At 64.3% G+C, this 14,794-nt stretch carries 15 protein-coding genes; 10 read left to right on the top strand and 5 right to left on the bottom strand.

The genetic code is table 11. The features are described 5' to 3' along the window. Positions 1-646: PE family protein (locus MSIMFI_RS10055; protein ID WP_191497092.1), on the bottom strand; the 646-nt coding region annotated here is incomplete at its 3' end. 255 nt (positions 647-901) lie between these two features. On the opposite strand from MSIMFI_RS10055, the gene MSIMFI_RS10060 reads away from it, so the two are divergent. Genes MSIMFI_RS10060 through MSIMFI_RS10105 form a run of 10 tightly spaced genes read left to right on the top strand, consistent with a single transcriptional unit; the run spans position 902 to position 11,333 of the window. Further along, positions 902-1,666, top strand: a complete 765-nt coding sequence (locus tag MSIMFI_RS10060) for an MlaE family ABC transporter permease (RefSeq protein ID WP_191497093.1) — start codon at positions 902-904, stop codon at positions 1,664-1,666. 43 nt (positions 1,667-1,709) lie between these two features. Continuing rightward, positions 1,710-2,552, top strand: coding sequence for an MlaE family ABC transporter permease (locus MSIMFI_RS10065; protein ID WP_191497094.1), 843 nt, complete (start codon positions 1,710-1,712; stop codon positions 2,550-2,552). Positions 2,553-2,556: 4 nt separating this feature from the next. Further along, complete coding sequence (locus tag MSIMFI_RS10070; protein ID WP_191497095.1) at positions 2,557-3,759, top strand: virulence factor Mce family protein; 1,203 nt, start codon at positions 2,557-2,559, stop codon at positions 3,757-3,759. Then, entirely contained in the window at positions 3,759-4,811 is a 1,053-nt protein-coding gene (locus MSIMFI_RS10075; protein ID WP_191497096.1) for an MCE family protein, read from the top strand. Before MSIMFI_RS10070 ends, MSIMFI_RS10075 begins: the two co-directional genes overlap by 1 nt. Next, a complete protein-coding gene (locus MSIMFI_RS10080; protein WP_191497097.1) occupies positions 4,801-5,874 on the top strand; it encodes a virulence factor Mce family protein in 1,074 nt (357 codons plus the stop codon). Before MSIMFI_RS10075 ends, MSIMFI_RS10080 begins: the two co-directional genes overlap by 11 nt. Further along, on the top strand, positions 5,871-7,235 hold the full coding sequence (locus tag MSIMFI_RS10085; protein ID WP_191497098.1) for a virulence factor Mce family protein: 1,365 nt from the start codon (positions 5,871-5,873) through the stop codon (positions 7,233-7,235). The genes MSIMFI_RS10080 and MSIMFI_RS10085 overlap by 4 nt, the downstream gene beginning before the upstream one ends. Then, positions 7,235-8,386, top strand: coding sequence for a virulence factor Mce family protein (locus tag MSIMFI_RS10090; RefSeq protein WP_191497099.1), 1,152 nt, complete (start codon positions 7,235-7,237; stop codon positions 8,384-8,386). The genes MSIMFI_RS10085 and MSIMFI_RS10090 overlap by 1 nt, the downstream gene beginning before the upstream one ends. A gap of 9 nt (positions 8,387-8,395) precedes the next feature. Next, entirely contained in the window at positions 8,396-10,078 is a 1,683-nt protein-coding gene (locus MSIMFI_RS10095) for a virulence factor Mce family protein (protein ID WP_191497100.1), read from the top strand. Then, entirely contained in the window at positions 10,078-10,839 is a 762-nt protein-coding gene (locus MSIMFI_RS10100) for a mammalian cell entry protein (RefSeq protein ID WP_191497101.1), read from the top strand. The genes MSIMFI_RS10095 and MSIMFI_RS10100 overlap by 1 nt, the downstream gene beginning before the upstream one ends. Positions 10,840-10,850: 11 nt before the next feature. Continuing rightward, positions 10,851-11,333, top strand: a complete 483-nt coding sequence (locus MSIMFI_RS10105; protein ID WP_186245990.1) for a mammalian cell entry protein — start codon at positions 10,851-10,853, stop codon at positions 11,331-11,333. Between the two features lie 88 nt (positions 11,334-11,421). Here MSIMFI_RS10105 and MSIMFI_RS10110 read toward each other — a convergent pair whose 3' ends face one another. The 4 genes from MSIMFI_RS10110 to MSIMFI_RS10125 form a co-directional block, all read right to left on the bottom strand. After that, positions 11,422-12,003 (bottom strand): hypothetical protein, encoded by a 582-nt coding sequence (locus tag MSIMFI_RS10110; protein WP_191497102.1) that lies wholly within the window; start codon positions 12,001-12,003, stop codon positions 11,422-11,424. A 537-nt stretch (positions 12,004-12,540) separates the two neighbouring features. Next, positions 12,541-12,843: a PadR family transcriptional regulator gene (locus MSIMFI_RS10115; protein ID WP_191497103.1), complete on the bottom strand. Its 303-nt coding sequence runs from the start codon at positions 12,841-12,843 to the stop codon at positions 12,541-12,543. Positions 12,844-12,904: 61 nt separating this feature from the next. Next, the gene (locus tag MSIMFI_RS10120) at positions 12,905-14,353 is read right to left on the bottom strand and encodes a multicopper oxidase family protein (RefSeq protein WP_191497104.1); all 1,449 of its coding nucleotides are present in this window, start codon (positions 14,351-14,353) and stop codon (positions 12,905-12,907) included. Further along, positions 14,343-14,774: a DoxX family protein gene (locus MSIMFI_RS10125; RefSeq protein ID WP_191498113.1), complete on the bottom strand. Its 432-nt coding sequence runs from the start codon at positions 14,772-14,774 to the stop codon at positions 14,343-14,345. The genes MSIMFI_RS10120 and MSIMFI_RS10125 overlap by 11 nt, the downstream gene beginning before the upstream one ends. Positions 14,775-14,794 lie beyond the last annotated feature (20 nt).

Raw genomic sequence — 14,794 nt, forward strand, 5'->3', positions numbered from 1 at the left:
CCCCCCCGCGCCCGCCCGCCCCGCCCCGCCCCCCCCTCCCCCCCTCCCCGCCGTGCCCGCGGCGCCCGCCCCCCCCCCCTCCCCCCCCCGCCCCTCCCCCGCCGGCCCCCCCCCCCCCCCCCCCCCCCCCTTCCCGGAGGAGAACGCCCCCCCCCCCCCCCCCCCCCCCCCCCCCGGCCCCCCGCCCCCCCCGGCCCCCGCCATTGCCGCCGTTGCCGAACAGCAGTCCGCCGGCGCCGCCGGGTTGTCCGGTCCCCGGCGCCCCGTTGGTGCCGTTGCCGATCAGCGGACGCCCCAGCACGGCCTGGGTGGGCGCGTTGATCACGCCCAGTACCGCCTGCTCCACGACCTGCAGCGGCGACGCATTGGCCGCCTCGGCAACCACATAGGAGCCGGCACCCGCTGTCAGCGCGCGCACAAACTGCTCATGAAACGCCGCGGCTTGCGCGCTGAGCGCCTGATATCCCTCGGCATGCGCACCGAACACCACCGCGATACCGGCCGACACCTCGTCGGCCGCCGCGGCCACCACGCCCGTGGTCTGAGCGGCCGCCGCGGCGTTGGCCGCACTGATCGCTGAACCGATCGCCGTCAGCTCTCCGGCCCGCGTCGTCAACACCTCGGGCACCGCAATCACGAACGACATGAGTAATCTCCTTGCGACGTGATCCGAGGGTATCGCTACGCCGCGCCGCGGTCAGGCGGTTGGTCAGAGGCGATAAATTGGACACAAGTGCAGGTGAAATGTGGATATTGGTCGTTGCTGAGAATATTTGGAGGTTGATCGACACCCCGAACATGTTCTAGTTACTATGAGCCGGCTCACCCGATGAGCAGCGTTAGCTCTGGTCGCTGACGACATGTACATACTTCGCCGCGAACAGCAGACGGGGGGACCAGGTTGATCCAACAACTTGCCGTTCCGGCCCGGGCCGTCGGCGGGTTTTTTGAAATGTCGATCGACACCGCACGTGCCGCCTTTCGGCGGCCGTTTCAGTTCCGCGAGTTTTTAGATCAGACCTGGATGGTCGCTCGGGTTTCGCTCGTTCCCACGCTGCTGGTATCGATCCCGTTCACGGTATTGGTCGCGTTTACGCTCAACATCCTGCTGCGTGAGATTGGGGCCGCCGACCTGTCCGGCGCCGGAACGGCATTCGGCACCATCACCCAGCTGGGCCCGGTGGTGACCGTGCTCGTCGTGGCCGGTGCCGGCGCCACCGCGATCTGCGCCGATTTGGGTGCCCGCACCATCCGCGAAGAAATCGACGCGATGCGGGTGCTGGGCATCGACCCGATCCAACGGCTCGTCGTCCCGAGAGGGTTGGCGTCGACGTTGGTCGCGTTGCTGCTCAACGGTTTGGTTTGTGCCATCGGCTTGTCCGGTGGCTACGTTTTTTTGGTCTTCCTGCAGGGCGTCAACCCGGGCGCCTTCATCAATGGGCTGACCGTGCTTACCGGGCTCCGCGAGCTGATTCTCGCCGAAGTCAAAGCACTGCTGTTCGGTGTGATGGCCGGGCTGGTCGGGTGCTATCGCGGCCTGACCGTCAAGGGCGGGCCCAAGGGCGTCGGCAACGCGGTCAACGAAACCGTTGTCTACGCGTTCATCTGCCTTTTTGTGATCAACGTTGTGATGACTGCTATCGGCGTACGAATCTCGGCGAAGTAGGCGAAGTAACAGACGATGGCGGGAGCGCGATGGTGAGCATGGGATGAGTTACGACGCCACTATCCGCTTTCGCCGAATCATGTCGAGGCTGCAGGGGCCGGTCGACAACTTTGGCGAGCAGGCGTTGTTCTTCGGCGAAACCGTGCGGTATGTCCCCAACGCGATCACCCGCTACCGGAAGGAGACGATCCGGAACGTTGCCGAGATGACGCTCGGCGCGGGGGCACTCGTCATGATCGGCGGCACCGTCGGTGTAGCGGCGTTTCTGACGCTGGCATCCGGTGGCGTGATCGCGGTGCAGGGCTACTCGTCGCTGGGCGACATCGGTATTGAGGCGCTGACCGGATTCCTCTCGGCCTTCCTTAATGTCCGGGTGGTCGCGCCGGTCATTGCCGGTATCGCGCTGGCCGCCACCATCGGTGCCGGCGCCACCGCACAACTGGGCGCCATGCGGGTATCCGAGGAGATCGACGCCGTCGAATGCATGGCGGTGCACTCGGTTTCGTATCTGGTGTCCACTCGGCTGGTTGCCGGCCTGATCGCGATCATCCCGCTGTATTCGCTGTCGGTGCTTGCCGCGTTCTTCGCGGCCCGGTTCACCACGGTGTTCATCAATGGACAGTCCGCGGGTCTGTACGACCACTACTTCAATACCTTCCTTATTCCATCCGACCTGCTGTGGTCGTTCCTGCAAGCCATCGTGATGGCAATCGCGGTGATGCTGGTGCATACCTACTACGGCTACAACGCCACCGGTGGGTCTGTCGGAGTCGGTATCGCGGTCGGCCAGGCGGTGCGGACTTCGTTGATCGTGGTGGTGGTCATTACCCTGTTCATTTCGCTCGCTGTTTACGGGGCGTCCGGCAACTTCAACCTTTCGGGATAACACCATGGCAGCAGGCGGATCTCGACGCACCGCGGCGCGGGTCGCCGCGGCGCTGCTGGGCGGCCTGCTCGTGGCGTCCGCGGTCTTGACGTACCTGTCCTACACCGCGGCCTTCACCTCGACCGACACTGTCACCGTTTCGTCGCCGCGGGCCGGGCTGGTGATGGAGAAGGGTGCCAAGGTCAAGTACCGGGGCATCCAGGTCGGCAAGGTCGAAGACATCAGCTACAGCGGTGAGCAGGCGCGGCTGAGGCTGGCCATCAACAGCAACGAGTTGCACTTCATCCCGTCCAACGCCACTGTGCACATCGCCGGCAACACCATCTTCGGCGCGAAGTCGGTGGAATTCATCCCACCGACCGGCGCGCCGGCGGGCTCCCTGCGTCCGGGCGCCCGCGTCGAGGCCTCGGCTGTACAGCTGGAAGTCAACACCTTGTTCCAGTCGCTAATCGACCTACTGCACAAGATCGACCCCGTCGAACTCAACGGGACACTGAGCGCGCTGTCGGAGGGGCTGCGTGGCCATGGCGACGATTTGGGCGCGCTGCTGTCGGGCCTGAATACTCTTACGCGCCAAGTCAACCCGAAGCTGCCCGCCCTGCAGGAGGATTTCCGCAAGGTAGGCGTCGTGACCGGCTACTACGCCGACGCCGCCCCCGACCTGAACACCGTGTTCGACAACCTGCCGACGATCAACAAGACCCTCGTGGACCAGCAGAACAACCTCAACAACACGCTGTTGGCCACCATCGGGCTGGCCAACAACGCCTACGAGACGCTGGAGCCGGCCGAACAGGACTTCATCGCCGCCATCAACCGGCTGCGGGCCCCGCTCAAAGTGGCCGGCGACTACTCACCGGAATTCGGATGCCTCTTCGCTGGTATCGATCGCGGTGTCAAGGAGTTCGCCCCGCTGCTCGGCGTCCGCAAGGCCGGCCTGTTCACGTCGTCGAGCTTCGTGTTGGGCGCGCCTTCGTACACCTATCCGGAGAGCCTGCCGATCGTGAACGCCTCCGGGGGTCCGAACTGCCGCGGGTTGCCCGACATCCCGACCAAACAGACCGGCGGGTCGTTCTACCGCGCGCCATTCCTGGTCACCGACAACGCCCTGATTCCGTATGAGCCGTTCACCGAGGTTCAGGTCGACGCGCCGTCGACGTTGCAGTTCTTGTTCCATGGCGCCTTCGCGGAACGGGACGACTTCTGATGGCGGGCGAGGGTATGCCATCGCATCGGTCGATGGTGATCAAGGTCAGCGTTTTTGCGGTGGTCATGCTGCTGGTGGCCGCGGCCCTGGTGGTGGTATTCGGTGACTTCCGGTTCGGTCCGGAGACCAGTTACCACGCCACCTTCACCGACGTGTCGCGGTTGAAGGCGGGTCAGAAGGTGCGCATCGCCGGAGTGCCGGTCGGTGCAGTCAAGGGTGTCAAGCTCAACCCGGACAACACCATTGACGTGGAGTTCGGCGTCGACAAGCGCTACACGCTGTACTCGTCGACGCGTGCGGTGATCCGGTACGAAAACCTGGTCGGCGACCGGTTTCTGGAGATCACGTCGGGGCCGGGCGAGCTTCGCAAGCTGCCCCCAGGCGCGACCATCAACGCCCAACACACCCAGCCCGCCCTGGACCTCGATGCGCTGTTGGGCGGGCTGAAGCCGGTGCTCAAGGGCCTGGACGCGGACAAGATCAACACGATCAGCAGCGCGGTCATCGAGCTGCTGCAGGGGCAAGGTGGGGCACTGGCCAATGTGCTCGCCGATACCAGCGCATTCTCGTCGGCGCTGGGTAGACGCGACCAGCTCATCGGCGACGTGATCAACAACCTCAATACGGTGCTGGGGACCATCGACCAGCGCAGCGCTCAATTCAGCGCCAGCGTCGACCAGCTGCAGCAGCTGATCACTGGGCTGGCCAAGAACAAGGACGCGATCGCCGGTGCTATCCAGCCGCTTTCGTCGACGACGACGGATCTGACTGAGCTGCTGAGGAATTCGCGCCGGCCGTTGCAGGGCATCCTGGAAAACGCTCGGCCGCTGGCCACCGAACTGGATAACCGCAAGGCAGAGATCAACAACGACGTCGAGCAACTGGGCGAGGACTACCTGCGCCTGGCCGCGCTTGGCGCCTACGGGTCGTTTTTCAACATTTACTTCTGCACCGTGACGATCAAGATCAACGGGCCGGCCGGTAGCGACATCCTGATCCCCTTTGGCGGCCAGGTGGATCCCAGTAAGGGGAGGTGCGCTTTTGTCAAATAGCAAGCCAAGCAGTAAGCACGACCGCGACCCGCTGCGGACCGGCATCTTCGGTCTGGTGGTGGTGGTCTGCGTCGTCCTCATCGCTTTCGGCTACGCCGGGCTGCCGTTCTGGCCGCAGGGCAAGACGTACGAGGCCTACTTCTCCGACGCGGGCGGTATCACACCCGGTAACGCGGTTTTGGTGTCGGGTTTCAAAGTCGGCAAGGTGTCGGACGTGAGCCTGGCCGGCAACAGCGCCAAGGTCACCTTCAACGTGGACCGCAAGGTCGTCATCGGTGACCAGTCCCTGGCCGCGATCCGGACCGACACCATCCTCGGTGAGCGCTCGATTTCGGTGACCCCGGCCGGCACCGGCCGTGCGACGACGATTCCGTTGAGCCGGACCACGACGCCCTACACGCTTGCCGGCGCCCTTGAGGATCTGGGCGAAAACGCGAACAACCTGAACAAACCGCAGTTCGAGCAGGCCTTGAAGGTGCTCACCGAGACGCTGCACGACGCCACCCCGAGCCTGCGCGGCGCTCTGGACGGCGTGACGACGCTATCTCGCACACTGAACACCCGTGACGAGGCTCTAAAAGGGCTGCTGGCGCACGCCAAGACGGTGACATCGGTGTTGTCCGAACGCGCCGCACAGGTCAACAAGCTCGTCGATGACGGCAATCAATTGTTCGCCGCGCTCAGTGAACGTCGTGCGGCTCTCGGTCAGCTGATCGCGGGGATCGACGATGTCTCGGCACAGATTTCCGGCTTTGTCGCCGACAACCGCAAGGAGTTCGGGCCGGCTCTGAACAAGCTCAACCTGGTGCTGAGCAACCTCAACGAGCGTCGCGACTACATCACTGAGGCCCTCAAGCGGCTACCCCCGTACGCGACCACCTTGGGCGAGGTGGTCGGCTCCGGGCCCGGATTCAATGTCAACGTCTTCGGCGCCATACCAGCGCCACTGGTAGGGGTAATGTTCGACGCGGTTTTCCAGCCGGGCAAGCTGCCGGACAGCCTCGCCGATTACCTGCGCGGAATGATTCAAGAACGCTGGATCATTAGGCCGAAGTCACCATGACGACGCCACGACGTTTCGGCAGCAGGGGGCTGCGCACCGTCACCATCGTCGCGCTGGTCGTGGCGCTGATCGGTGGTGCCTACGCGCTGTTCTCCGCGGAAAGCGGCGGCCGAAAATTAACCGCCTACTTCACCTCTGCCGTCGGGCTATATCCCGGAGATCAGGTCCGCATCCTCGGTGTGCCAGTGGGCGAAATCGACAGCATCGAGCCGCGCCCATCCGACGTCAAGATCACCATGTCGGTGTCCAAGGATCTCAAGATTCCTCCGAACGTCCAGGCCGTCATCATGTCGCCAAACCTGGTGGCGGCGCGGTTCATTCAGCTCACTCCGGCATATACCGGCGGAGCGACACTGCCCGACGGCGCTAGCATCGACCTGACCCGCACCGCGGTCCCGGTGGAATGGGACGAGGTCAAGGAAGCGCTGACCAAACTGTCCGTTCAGCTCAGTCCGGCGGCCGGCGAGTTGCAGGGCCCGCTTGGGGCGGCGATCAACCAGGCCGCCGACACCCTCGACGGCAAGGGCGACTCGTTCCACAGCGCACTGCAGGAGCTTTCGCAAGTCGCTGGGCGCCTTGGGGATTCACGCAACGATATCTTCGGCACCGTCAAGAACCTGCAGGTACTAGTCGACGCGCTGGCGGAGAGCAACGAACAGATCGTCCAGTTCGCCGGACACGTGGCATCAGTGTCGCAGGTGCTCGCCGACAGCTCGCGCAACCTGGACAACACGCTGGGAACGCTCAACCAGGCGCTCTCGGATATCAGAGGGTTCCTGCACGAGAACAACTCGACGTTGATCGAAACGGTCAACCAGCTCAATGACTTTGCTCAGACCCTGAGTGACCAGAGCGAGAACATTGAGCAGGTCTTGCATGTGGCGGGCCCGGGGATCGCCAACTTCTACAACATCTACGACCCCGCGCAGGGCACCTTGAATGGTCTGCTGTCGCTCCCCAACTTCATGAATCCAGTGCAATTCATCTGTGGGGGCTCCTTCGACACCGCGGCCGGGCCATCGGCGCCCGACTACTTCCGGCGTGCCGAGCTCTGTCGCGAGCGGCTGGGACCGGTGCTGCGCCGGCTCACGGTGAACTACCCGCCGATCATGTTCCACCCGATCAACACCATCACGGCGTACAAGGGCCAGATCATCTACGACACCCCGGCCACTCAGGCCAAAGCGGAGACACCGATTCCGGAGCTGACGTGGATACCGGCGAAGCCGACGCCTGCGACGTCCAATCAGACCGATCTGCAGGCGTTGCTGGTGCCGCAAGCACCCGGACCGCCGGGGTACGGCCCGTTGCCCGGACCTCCGCCCGCGACGCCGCTGCCCCCCGAGCAGGGAGGCGGCTGATGAACCGAATCTGGTTGCGCGGCAACGTGTTAGCTGCCAGTAGCGTAATGCTGGCTGGTTGCAGTTTCGGCGGGCTGAACTCGCTGGCGCTACCCGGTACCGCCGGCCATGGAGATGGCGCGTATTCGATCATCGTCGAAATGCCCGACGTTGCGACGCTGCCGCAGAACTCGCCGGTCATGGTCGACGACGTCACCGTGGGCAGTGTCGCCGGAATCTCGGCCGAGCAACGGCCCGACGGATCATTTTATGCCGCAGTGAAGTTGGCGCTGGACAAGAATGTGGTGCTGCCGGCCAACGCGATCGCCAAGGTCTCCCAGACGTCGCTTTTGGGTTCGCTGCACATCGACCTGGCCGCGCCGACCGACCAACCCCCGAAGGGCAGGCTGGTCGACGGGTCGAGAATCGCAGAGTCCCACACCGGCCGCTATCCCACCACCGAGGAGGTGTTCTCCGCGCTCGGCGTGGTGGTCAACAAAGGCAATGTCGGTGCGCTGGAAGAGATCACCGACGAGACCTACCAAGCGGTGGTGGGCCGGAAGGGTCAGTTCGTCGACCTGATTCCCAGGCTCGCGGAGTTGACGGCGGGACTCAACAGGCAGGTCAACGACATCATCGACGCGGTCGACGGGCTGAACCGGTTCTCCGCGATCCTGGCGCGTGACAAGGACAATCTGGGCCGAGCGCTGGACACATTGCCGGAAGCGGTTCGGGTGCTCAACAAGAACCGCGACCACATCGTCGATGCATTCGCGGCTTTGAAGAAGCTGGCGATGGTCACTTCGCACGTGCTCGCCGAAACCAAGGTGGACTTCGCCGCCGACCTCAAAGACATGTATTCGGTTGTCAAGGCGCTCAACGACAGTCGCAAGAATTTCGTCACCTCGTTGCAGATTTTGCTGACGTTCCCGTTCCCGAACTTCGGCATCAAGCAGTCCGTGCGCGGCGACTATCTCAACGTGTTCACCACGTTCGACCTGACGCTGCGCCGGATCGGTGAGACGTTCTTCACCACGGCATACTTCGACCCGAACATGGCGCACATGGCCGAGATCCTCAACCCGCCCGACTTCCTCGTCGGCGAACTGGCCAACCTGTCCGGACAGGCGGCCGACCCGTTCAAGATTCCGCCTGGTACGGCGACACAGTAGGGCGGAAAGATGATCGACAGACTCACCAAGATTCAGCTGGCCATCTTTGCGGTGATCACCGTCATCACATTGGCCGTGATGGCGATCTTCTACCTGCGCTTGCCCGCCACGTTCGGCATCGGAACCTACGGCGTGAGCGCAGATTTCGTTGCCGGCGGTGGGCTGTACAAGAACGCCAACGTCACCTACCGCGGTGTCGCCGTCGGGCGGGTGGAATCGGTGGAGTTGAACCCCAACGGGGTTACCGCTGACATGCGGCTGAACAGCGGCACCGCGATTCCGTCGAACGTCACCGCCAGCGTGAAGAGTGTCTCGGCCATCGGTGAGCAGTACATCGATCTGGTGCCGCCCGACAATCCCTCGCCGGCCAAGTTGCGCAACGGATCTCGGATCGAGCGGAAGAACACCCGCATCGGCCAAGACGTCGCCGACCTGCTCAAGCAGGCCGAGAAGCTAGTCAACAGCATCGGCGACACCCGGCTACGCGAGCTATTGCACGAGGCGTTCACCGCGACCAACGGCACGGGTCCGGAATTGGCCCGGCTGGTCGAATCGGCGCGACTGCTGGTCGACGAGGCCAACGTCAACTACCCGCAGGTGTCGCAGCTGATCGACCAGGCCGGCCCGTTCCTGCAGGCCCAGGTTCGCGCCGGCGGCGACATCAAGTCACTGGCCGACGGGTTGGCCCGGTTCACTTCCGAGGTCCGCCGGGCCGACCCAGGGTTGCGTGACACGTTAGCCACCGCTCCGGGCGCGATCGACGAGGCCAACACCGCGTTCTCGGGCATCCGCCCGTCCTTCCCCGCGCTGGCCGCCAGTTTGGCCAACCTGGGCCGGGTGGGTGTGATCTATCACAAGACGATCGAACAGCTCCTGGTTGTCTTCCCGGCCCTATCCGCCGCGATCACCACCTCTGCCGGCGGCGCACCTCAAGACGAGGGCGCGAAGCTGGACTTCAAGGTCGACCTGAACGACCCGCCCCCGTGCAACACCGGCTTCCTGCCCCCGCCGCTGATGCGGACGCCCGCCGACGAGACGGTGCGCGAGATCCCCACGGACATGTACTGCAAGACGGCGCAGAACGACCCCAGCGACGTGCGTGGCGCCCGCAACTACCCGTGCCAGGAGTTCCCCGGCAAGCGGGCGCCTACGGTTGCGCTGTGTCGCGACCCGCGCGGCTATGTGCCGATCGGCACCAACCCGTGGCGAGGCCCGCCGATCCCGTACGGCACACCCGTCACAAATGGGCTAAACATCTTGCCGCCCAACCATTTCCCGTATATCCCCCCGGGAGCCGATCCGGATCCGGGCATCCCCATCGTGGGACCGCCCCCGCCCGGTGTGACGCCCGGTCCGGGTCCGGCGCCGCACCAGCCGGCGCAGCCCGCGCCGCCACCCAACGACAACGGGCCACCGCCGCCGTTCACGTCGTGGATGCCGCCGGACTACCCGCCGGTGCCGCCGCAGGTTCCGTACCCGAAGTCCCTCGAGCCGCCGCCCCCGCCTTTGGGCACCGGACCGGCGCCGGGTCCGGAACCACAGGCCAGCGGTACGGCTTTCACCACCTACGACCCGACCACCGGCCTGTTCAAGGATCCGGCGGGTGGCACTGGTATCTTCGCGTCCGGAATCGTCGGCGCATCAAGCGCCGAGAATTGGGTGGACCTGATGCTTGCTCCGAAGCCGATGTAGTGGATCCTGTAGTGGCAGAACAGCAGTCGACGACGCAACGCGTGCGTAGGCGGGCGTCCCGCGCGGCGGGCCCGGCCAAAAGCGAATCGGGTGACAGCACAGTTGCCCCCGTTGCCGTCCAGGCCCCCGCCGAGGCTCAGACCGGTGTCAAAGCCGACGCTCAGGCTGGTCTCAAGGACGAGGTGAAGCCGAAAGCCAAGTCCGCCAAGCGGTTGACGGCCCTCCGGCCGCCGCCACGGCGGCCCGCTCACCGCAAACTCGTTGGCTGGATCACCGCCACTGCCGGCATGCTGGTGGTCGCCGCACTGGCTGTCGGGGTGACCGCGCTGGTCGTGCAGCAGCGAAATGCCGAGGCCGAGCACGCCCGTGAACAGCGTTTCGTCGACACCGCCACCCAGACGGTGGTCAACATGTTCAGCTACACGCCGGACACCATCGACGAGAGCGTGAACCGGTTCGTCAACGGCACCAGCGGTCCGCTTCGTGGCATGCTCAGCGCCAACAACAACGTCGACAATCTCAAGGGCCTGTTTCGTTCCACCAATGCGACCTCGGAGGCCGTCATCAACGGCGCAGCCCTGGAGGGCATTGATACGGTCAGCGACAACGCGTCGGTGCTGGTGTCGGTGCGGGTGACGGTCGCCGATATTGACGGTGTCAATAAGCCATCCATGCCATACCGGCTGCGGGTCATTGTCCACGAGGACGAGGCTGGGCACATGACCGGATACGACCTCAAGTATCCCGACGGAGGCAACTGATGCGACGGTGGCTGCGGCGGCTGCTCACGGTCGCCGGCGGCCTACTACTCGTCGCGATCGTGGGGCTGTCCGCGGCCGGTGGGTGGTTCTACTGGGACCGGGTGGAGACCCGGGGCGAAGCGGCAGCCCGTGCGGTGTTGCCGGGGTTGGCGGCCAAGGAAATACCTCAGGTCTTTGCCTATGACTACCAGACTGTCGAACGCAGCCTCAACGAGGCTTATCCGTTGTTGACGCCCGACTATCGCCAGGAGTTCCAGAAGAGCGCCAATGCGCAGATCATCCCCGAGGCCAAGAAGCGCGAGGTGGTAGTTCAGGCCAACGTCGTCGGCGTGGGAGTTATGGCCGCCAAACGGAATTCGGCATCGGTGATGGTCTACATGAACCGCACCGTGACAGACAAGTCACGGCAGCCGCTCTACGACGGCAGCCGGCTGCGGGTGGACTTCAAGCGGATCGACGGCAAGTGGTTGATCGCCTACATCACGCCGATTTAGTAAGCGCGCCGGCCGTCACGTCAGAGCAGCTCCCGCCGCCGGCCGTCACGCCAGCGTGACGCTCGGCGGGCGGGGTACCCCTAGCGCGCTAGTAGCACATCGCAATGCCGTTGCAGTACAACGGGTAACGCTCGACCGGGGTGGGCGGCGGCCCGGTCATCTGCAGAGAGAACGGTTCCTTCTTCATGTCCGGCTGCAGGCCACACACCGCGCCATGCAGGGTGGTGTGGGTGCCGCTCAGCGTTTCGTCGCTGAACGCATAGGTATCGGTGGTGGGCGCGGCCCCGCCACCCGGACACGAAACACCTTCTGGCTTACTCACCGTGAAGGTCCACAGCATGCTGGACATTCGAGCTCTGCCGCTGTAGTTCTGCATGCGATCCTCGCGGGTGATCGGCGCTCCGGGCGTCGCGCTCACCACATTCAGAGCACAGTTGAACGCCCAAACGATCGGGTCTGAATAGTCGTTCATGTTGCGGGTCCCGGATGGCTGATCGCACAGCGCCGTGATCGTCCACGTCACGCCGGACACACCCGCCTGATTGAAGGTGTAAGCGCCGTCCGGCGGTGGTCCAAGCGCGTGCGCCGGCTCGCCCGAATCCAGGGCAATTCCGGTGCCAACGGCAAAGACGATGCCGGCGCCAGCGGCCAGCCCGCGACGGATGTTCACTGTGCCCTCCCTTCGGGGCCTTCCCTTCACGCCGAAGCGCTGCATCGAGTATCACAGCGTTCGGGCGGGAAAACCATGGGTTTTCCGTCGCCGAATAGTCGCGGACGCCGCCTGGTCGACCCGCTTTCGTTATTGCCAAGCGCTCTAAATACCTCAGTTTGTCAATTCTTTTGACACGCCCGGCAATGCGATTACTACATCATTGATAATTAACTGCATTCACTCCGGGTGCCGCGTCGAGCGAGTGCGATGACATACCGATCAAAGGGGACCGACCGGGGCCTAAGTCGCCGCTTTCAAGCTGTGTGCAGCCCGTAAGCAGCATAGCCAGCACCGCTCCCAGCAGCGCGGCCACCGCCCCGACCGTACGCATAGTGGTGCTTTTTTGTGCGCTCAATTTACCGTTCCTTTCATTTGCCTGGGAGCTCAGATGCTACCGCCGGAATTTGCGCAGCGGAACTATTGTTGAGTACAAAATTTGTGAATACAAGACAGGTCCATAATGTCAAACGCTATTTACAAATAGGACCGGAAAAGTCAGGCCTCGTTTCCCAGGACTTCGCGGGCCAGCTCGCGCAGCGCGCGGCGATCCTCGTCCAGCGCCGAACGGCCGGCCGGGGTCGCCCGGTAGACCCGTCGGGTGCGGCCCTGCACGACCAGCTGCTCGGAGACGAGCAGACCGTCGGCCTCGAGCCGGTGCAGGGTCGGATACAACGTGCCGGGGCTCACCTTGTATCCGTGGCGACCCAACTCCTCGGTCAGCCACGCGCCATGGACTTCGTCGTCGGCGGCGTGATGCAGGATGTGCAGCCGCACCGCGGCCCGCTGGAACTCCCGCAACGAGATCACCTCACGCCGGTGACGAAACCGATATCGGATAGCGATTCTACGATGTGGGGGTTCACGAGCACCGCAACAGCATCATGAAACCGAAGTCCATGTGAATTTGCTGATGGCAGTGCAACAGGGACAGCCCGGATTGGTTGGCCACAAAGTCGACCTCCATGACCTGGTAGCCGCCGAGCATCGCCACGTCCTTGTGGACTCCCGCGGTGGGAGTGCCTGCGACATTGGTGATTTCGAAGGTATGCCGGTGCAAATGCATGGGGTGGATGTCGTCGGTGGCATTGCGGAACCGCAGTCGGTAGCGCCGTCCGTGGACGATATCGAGGACCGGTTGGTTGGCGTTCATCGAGAACGGAGTGCCGTTTATGGTCCAAAGATTGAAACCGTTGCTGGCGGCGTTGCGTTTCTCGATGAGCATGTCGAGGATGTGATCGGCCGCCGGAGGATTGCCGCCGGCGGCGAACACGCGATAGTCCCACTGGAACGGCGGGGGTGGCGCCCATTGCGGATCGCCGGTGCGGCCCGCGTATTCGACGACGATGCCCATACCCGCTTCGCGATCCTCGTCGGAGAGGTCGCCGAGGATCCAGACGCCGGGGTTGCTCATTTCCACGATCGCGGATATGCGTTCGGCCGCTCCCAGCCACAACACCGGCACCGCAACAGGTTTGGGCACCGGATTGCCGTCCAGGGCGACGACGGTGAAGGAGTGCCCGGGCAGCGCGAGGCTACGGCTTTCGGTGGCGCTGCCATTGAGCACGTGCAGCATGACCCGGTCACCGGTTTTCACCCGGATGGGATCGCCGTGGCCGAGCCTGCGGCCGTTGACGGTGAAGACTTCATAGCCGACCTCGTAGCCGTGCGGCATTCCCGCGGCCATCGAGGCGTTCATCGCCTGCTCGCCCCTGTCCCTCAGCTCTGCGACCGCCGCGCCGGCCAGGAAGCCGCCTGGCATGTCGCCCTCCTGGCTCAGCGTGGGTTCAAATTCCTTGAGCGTCAGGAACACTTCGTGTTCGTAGGCTCCAGGCTCATTCTTGGGCTCGATGTAGACAGGGCCGACCAGGCCGCTGTATTGCCCGCCGCGCAGGTCGGCGCCCGGGTTGAGGTGGGTGTGGTAGAAGCGAAATCCAGATGGGCCAGGTACAAACGAAATTCGGCGCATGCCCTTCGCCGGGATGAACGGGGTGCCTTCCTCGGCGGAGCCGTCGACATCAACCGGTACCTGTTGACCGTGCCAGTGCAACTGTTCCGGGGTGTCGGTGTCGTTGTACACGTCGACTCGGGTCTGCTTGCCTTCGGCGAACCGCAGCAGCGGTCCGGGGAATTGGCCGTTGTAGGTGGTGGTTCGCAGGACCTTGCCGGGCGCGACTTCCACATCCGTCTCGCCAATGTGCAACGTATAGTCGGCCTTGCTCGGCGGGCTCTGCGAGCAGCCCGCCAGGCCACTGGCCGTCAGCGTGGCCAGGCCGCCCCACTTGAGGAAGTCACGTCGATCAACGGGCATTGGCCAGCCGCGCATCCAGTGACCAGCGGCCGGGGCCGGCCCACAGCAGGAAGATCAATCCAAGCAGCATGGACAGGTCGGTCCGCGCGTCGTGGGCCATGCCCCAGAAGCCCTCTACGCCGAGAAACCCGCCCGGCCGCAGTTCCGGGATCTTGGTCAGCACGATGGCGCCGGTGATGTCGATGAGCAGCGGAACAGCCGCGATCCGGGTCAGCAGGCCGAGGACGACCAGTGTGCCGCAGACGATTTCGACGACCCCGTCGAGGTTGGCGAAGAATGTGGCGGCGGGGATTCCGATTCGCTCGAAGCGGCCCGGCCCCAGCTGATGCGGGTACAGGAACTTCTGGATGCCTTCGCTGAGAAACACCAGCCCCACCAACAGCCGTATACAGATCACCGCGGGTGGCCCCTCGGCGTGCAGTAGCCGCCGCCATGAAATTC

This window comes from Mycobacterium simulans, assembly GCF_900232995.1.
Classification (GTDB): Bacteria; Actinomycetota; Actinomycetes; order Mycobacteriales; family Mycobacteriaceae; genus Mycobacterium; species Mycobacterium simulans.

Coding starts and splice junctions, on each gene's coding strand:
- MSIMFI_RS10120 (WP_191497104.1), bottom strand. CDS start 14,353: ATGCCCGTTGATCGACGTGACTTCCTCAAGTGGGGCGGCCTGGCCACG.
- MSIMFI_RS10070 (WP_191497095.1), top strand. CDS start 2,557: ATGGCAGCAGGCGGATCTCGACGCACCGCGGCGCGGGTCGCCGCGGCG.
- MSIMFI_RS10090 (WP_191497099.1), top strand. CDS start 7,235: ATGAACCGAATCTGGTTGCGCGGCAACGTGTTAGCTGCCAGTAGCGTA.
- MSIMFI_RS10095 (WP_191497100.1), top strand. CDS start 8,396: ATGATCGACAGACTCACCAAGATTCAGCTGGCCATCTTTGCGGTGATC.
- MSIMFI_RS10075 (WP_191497096.1), top strand. CDS start 3,759: ATGGCGGGCGAGGGTATGCCATCGCATCGGTCGATGGTGATCAAGGTC.
- MSIMFI_RS10065 (WP_191497094.1), top strand. CDS start 1,710: ATGAGTTACGACGCCACTATCCGCTTTCGCCGAATCATGTCGAGGCTG.
- MSIMFI_RS10085 (WP_191497098.1), top strand. CDS start 5,871: ATGACGACGCCACGACGTTTCGGCAGCAGGGGGCTGCGCACCGTCACC.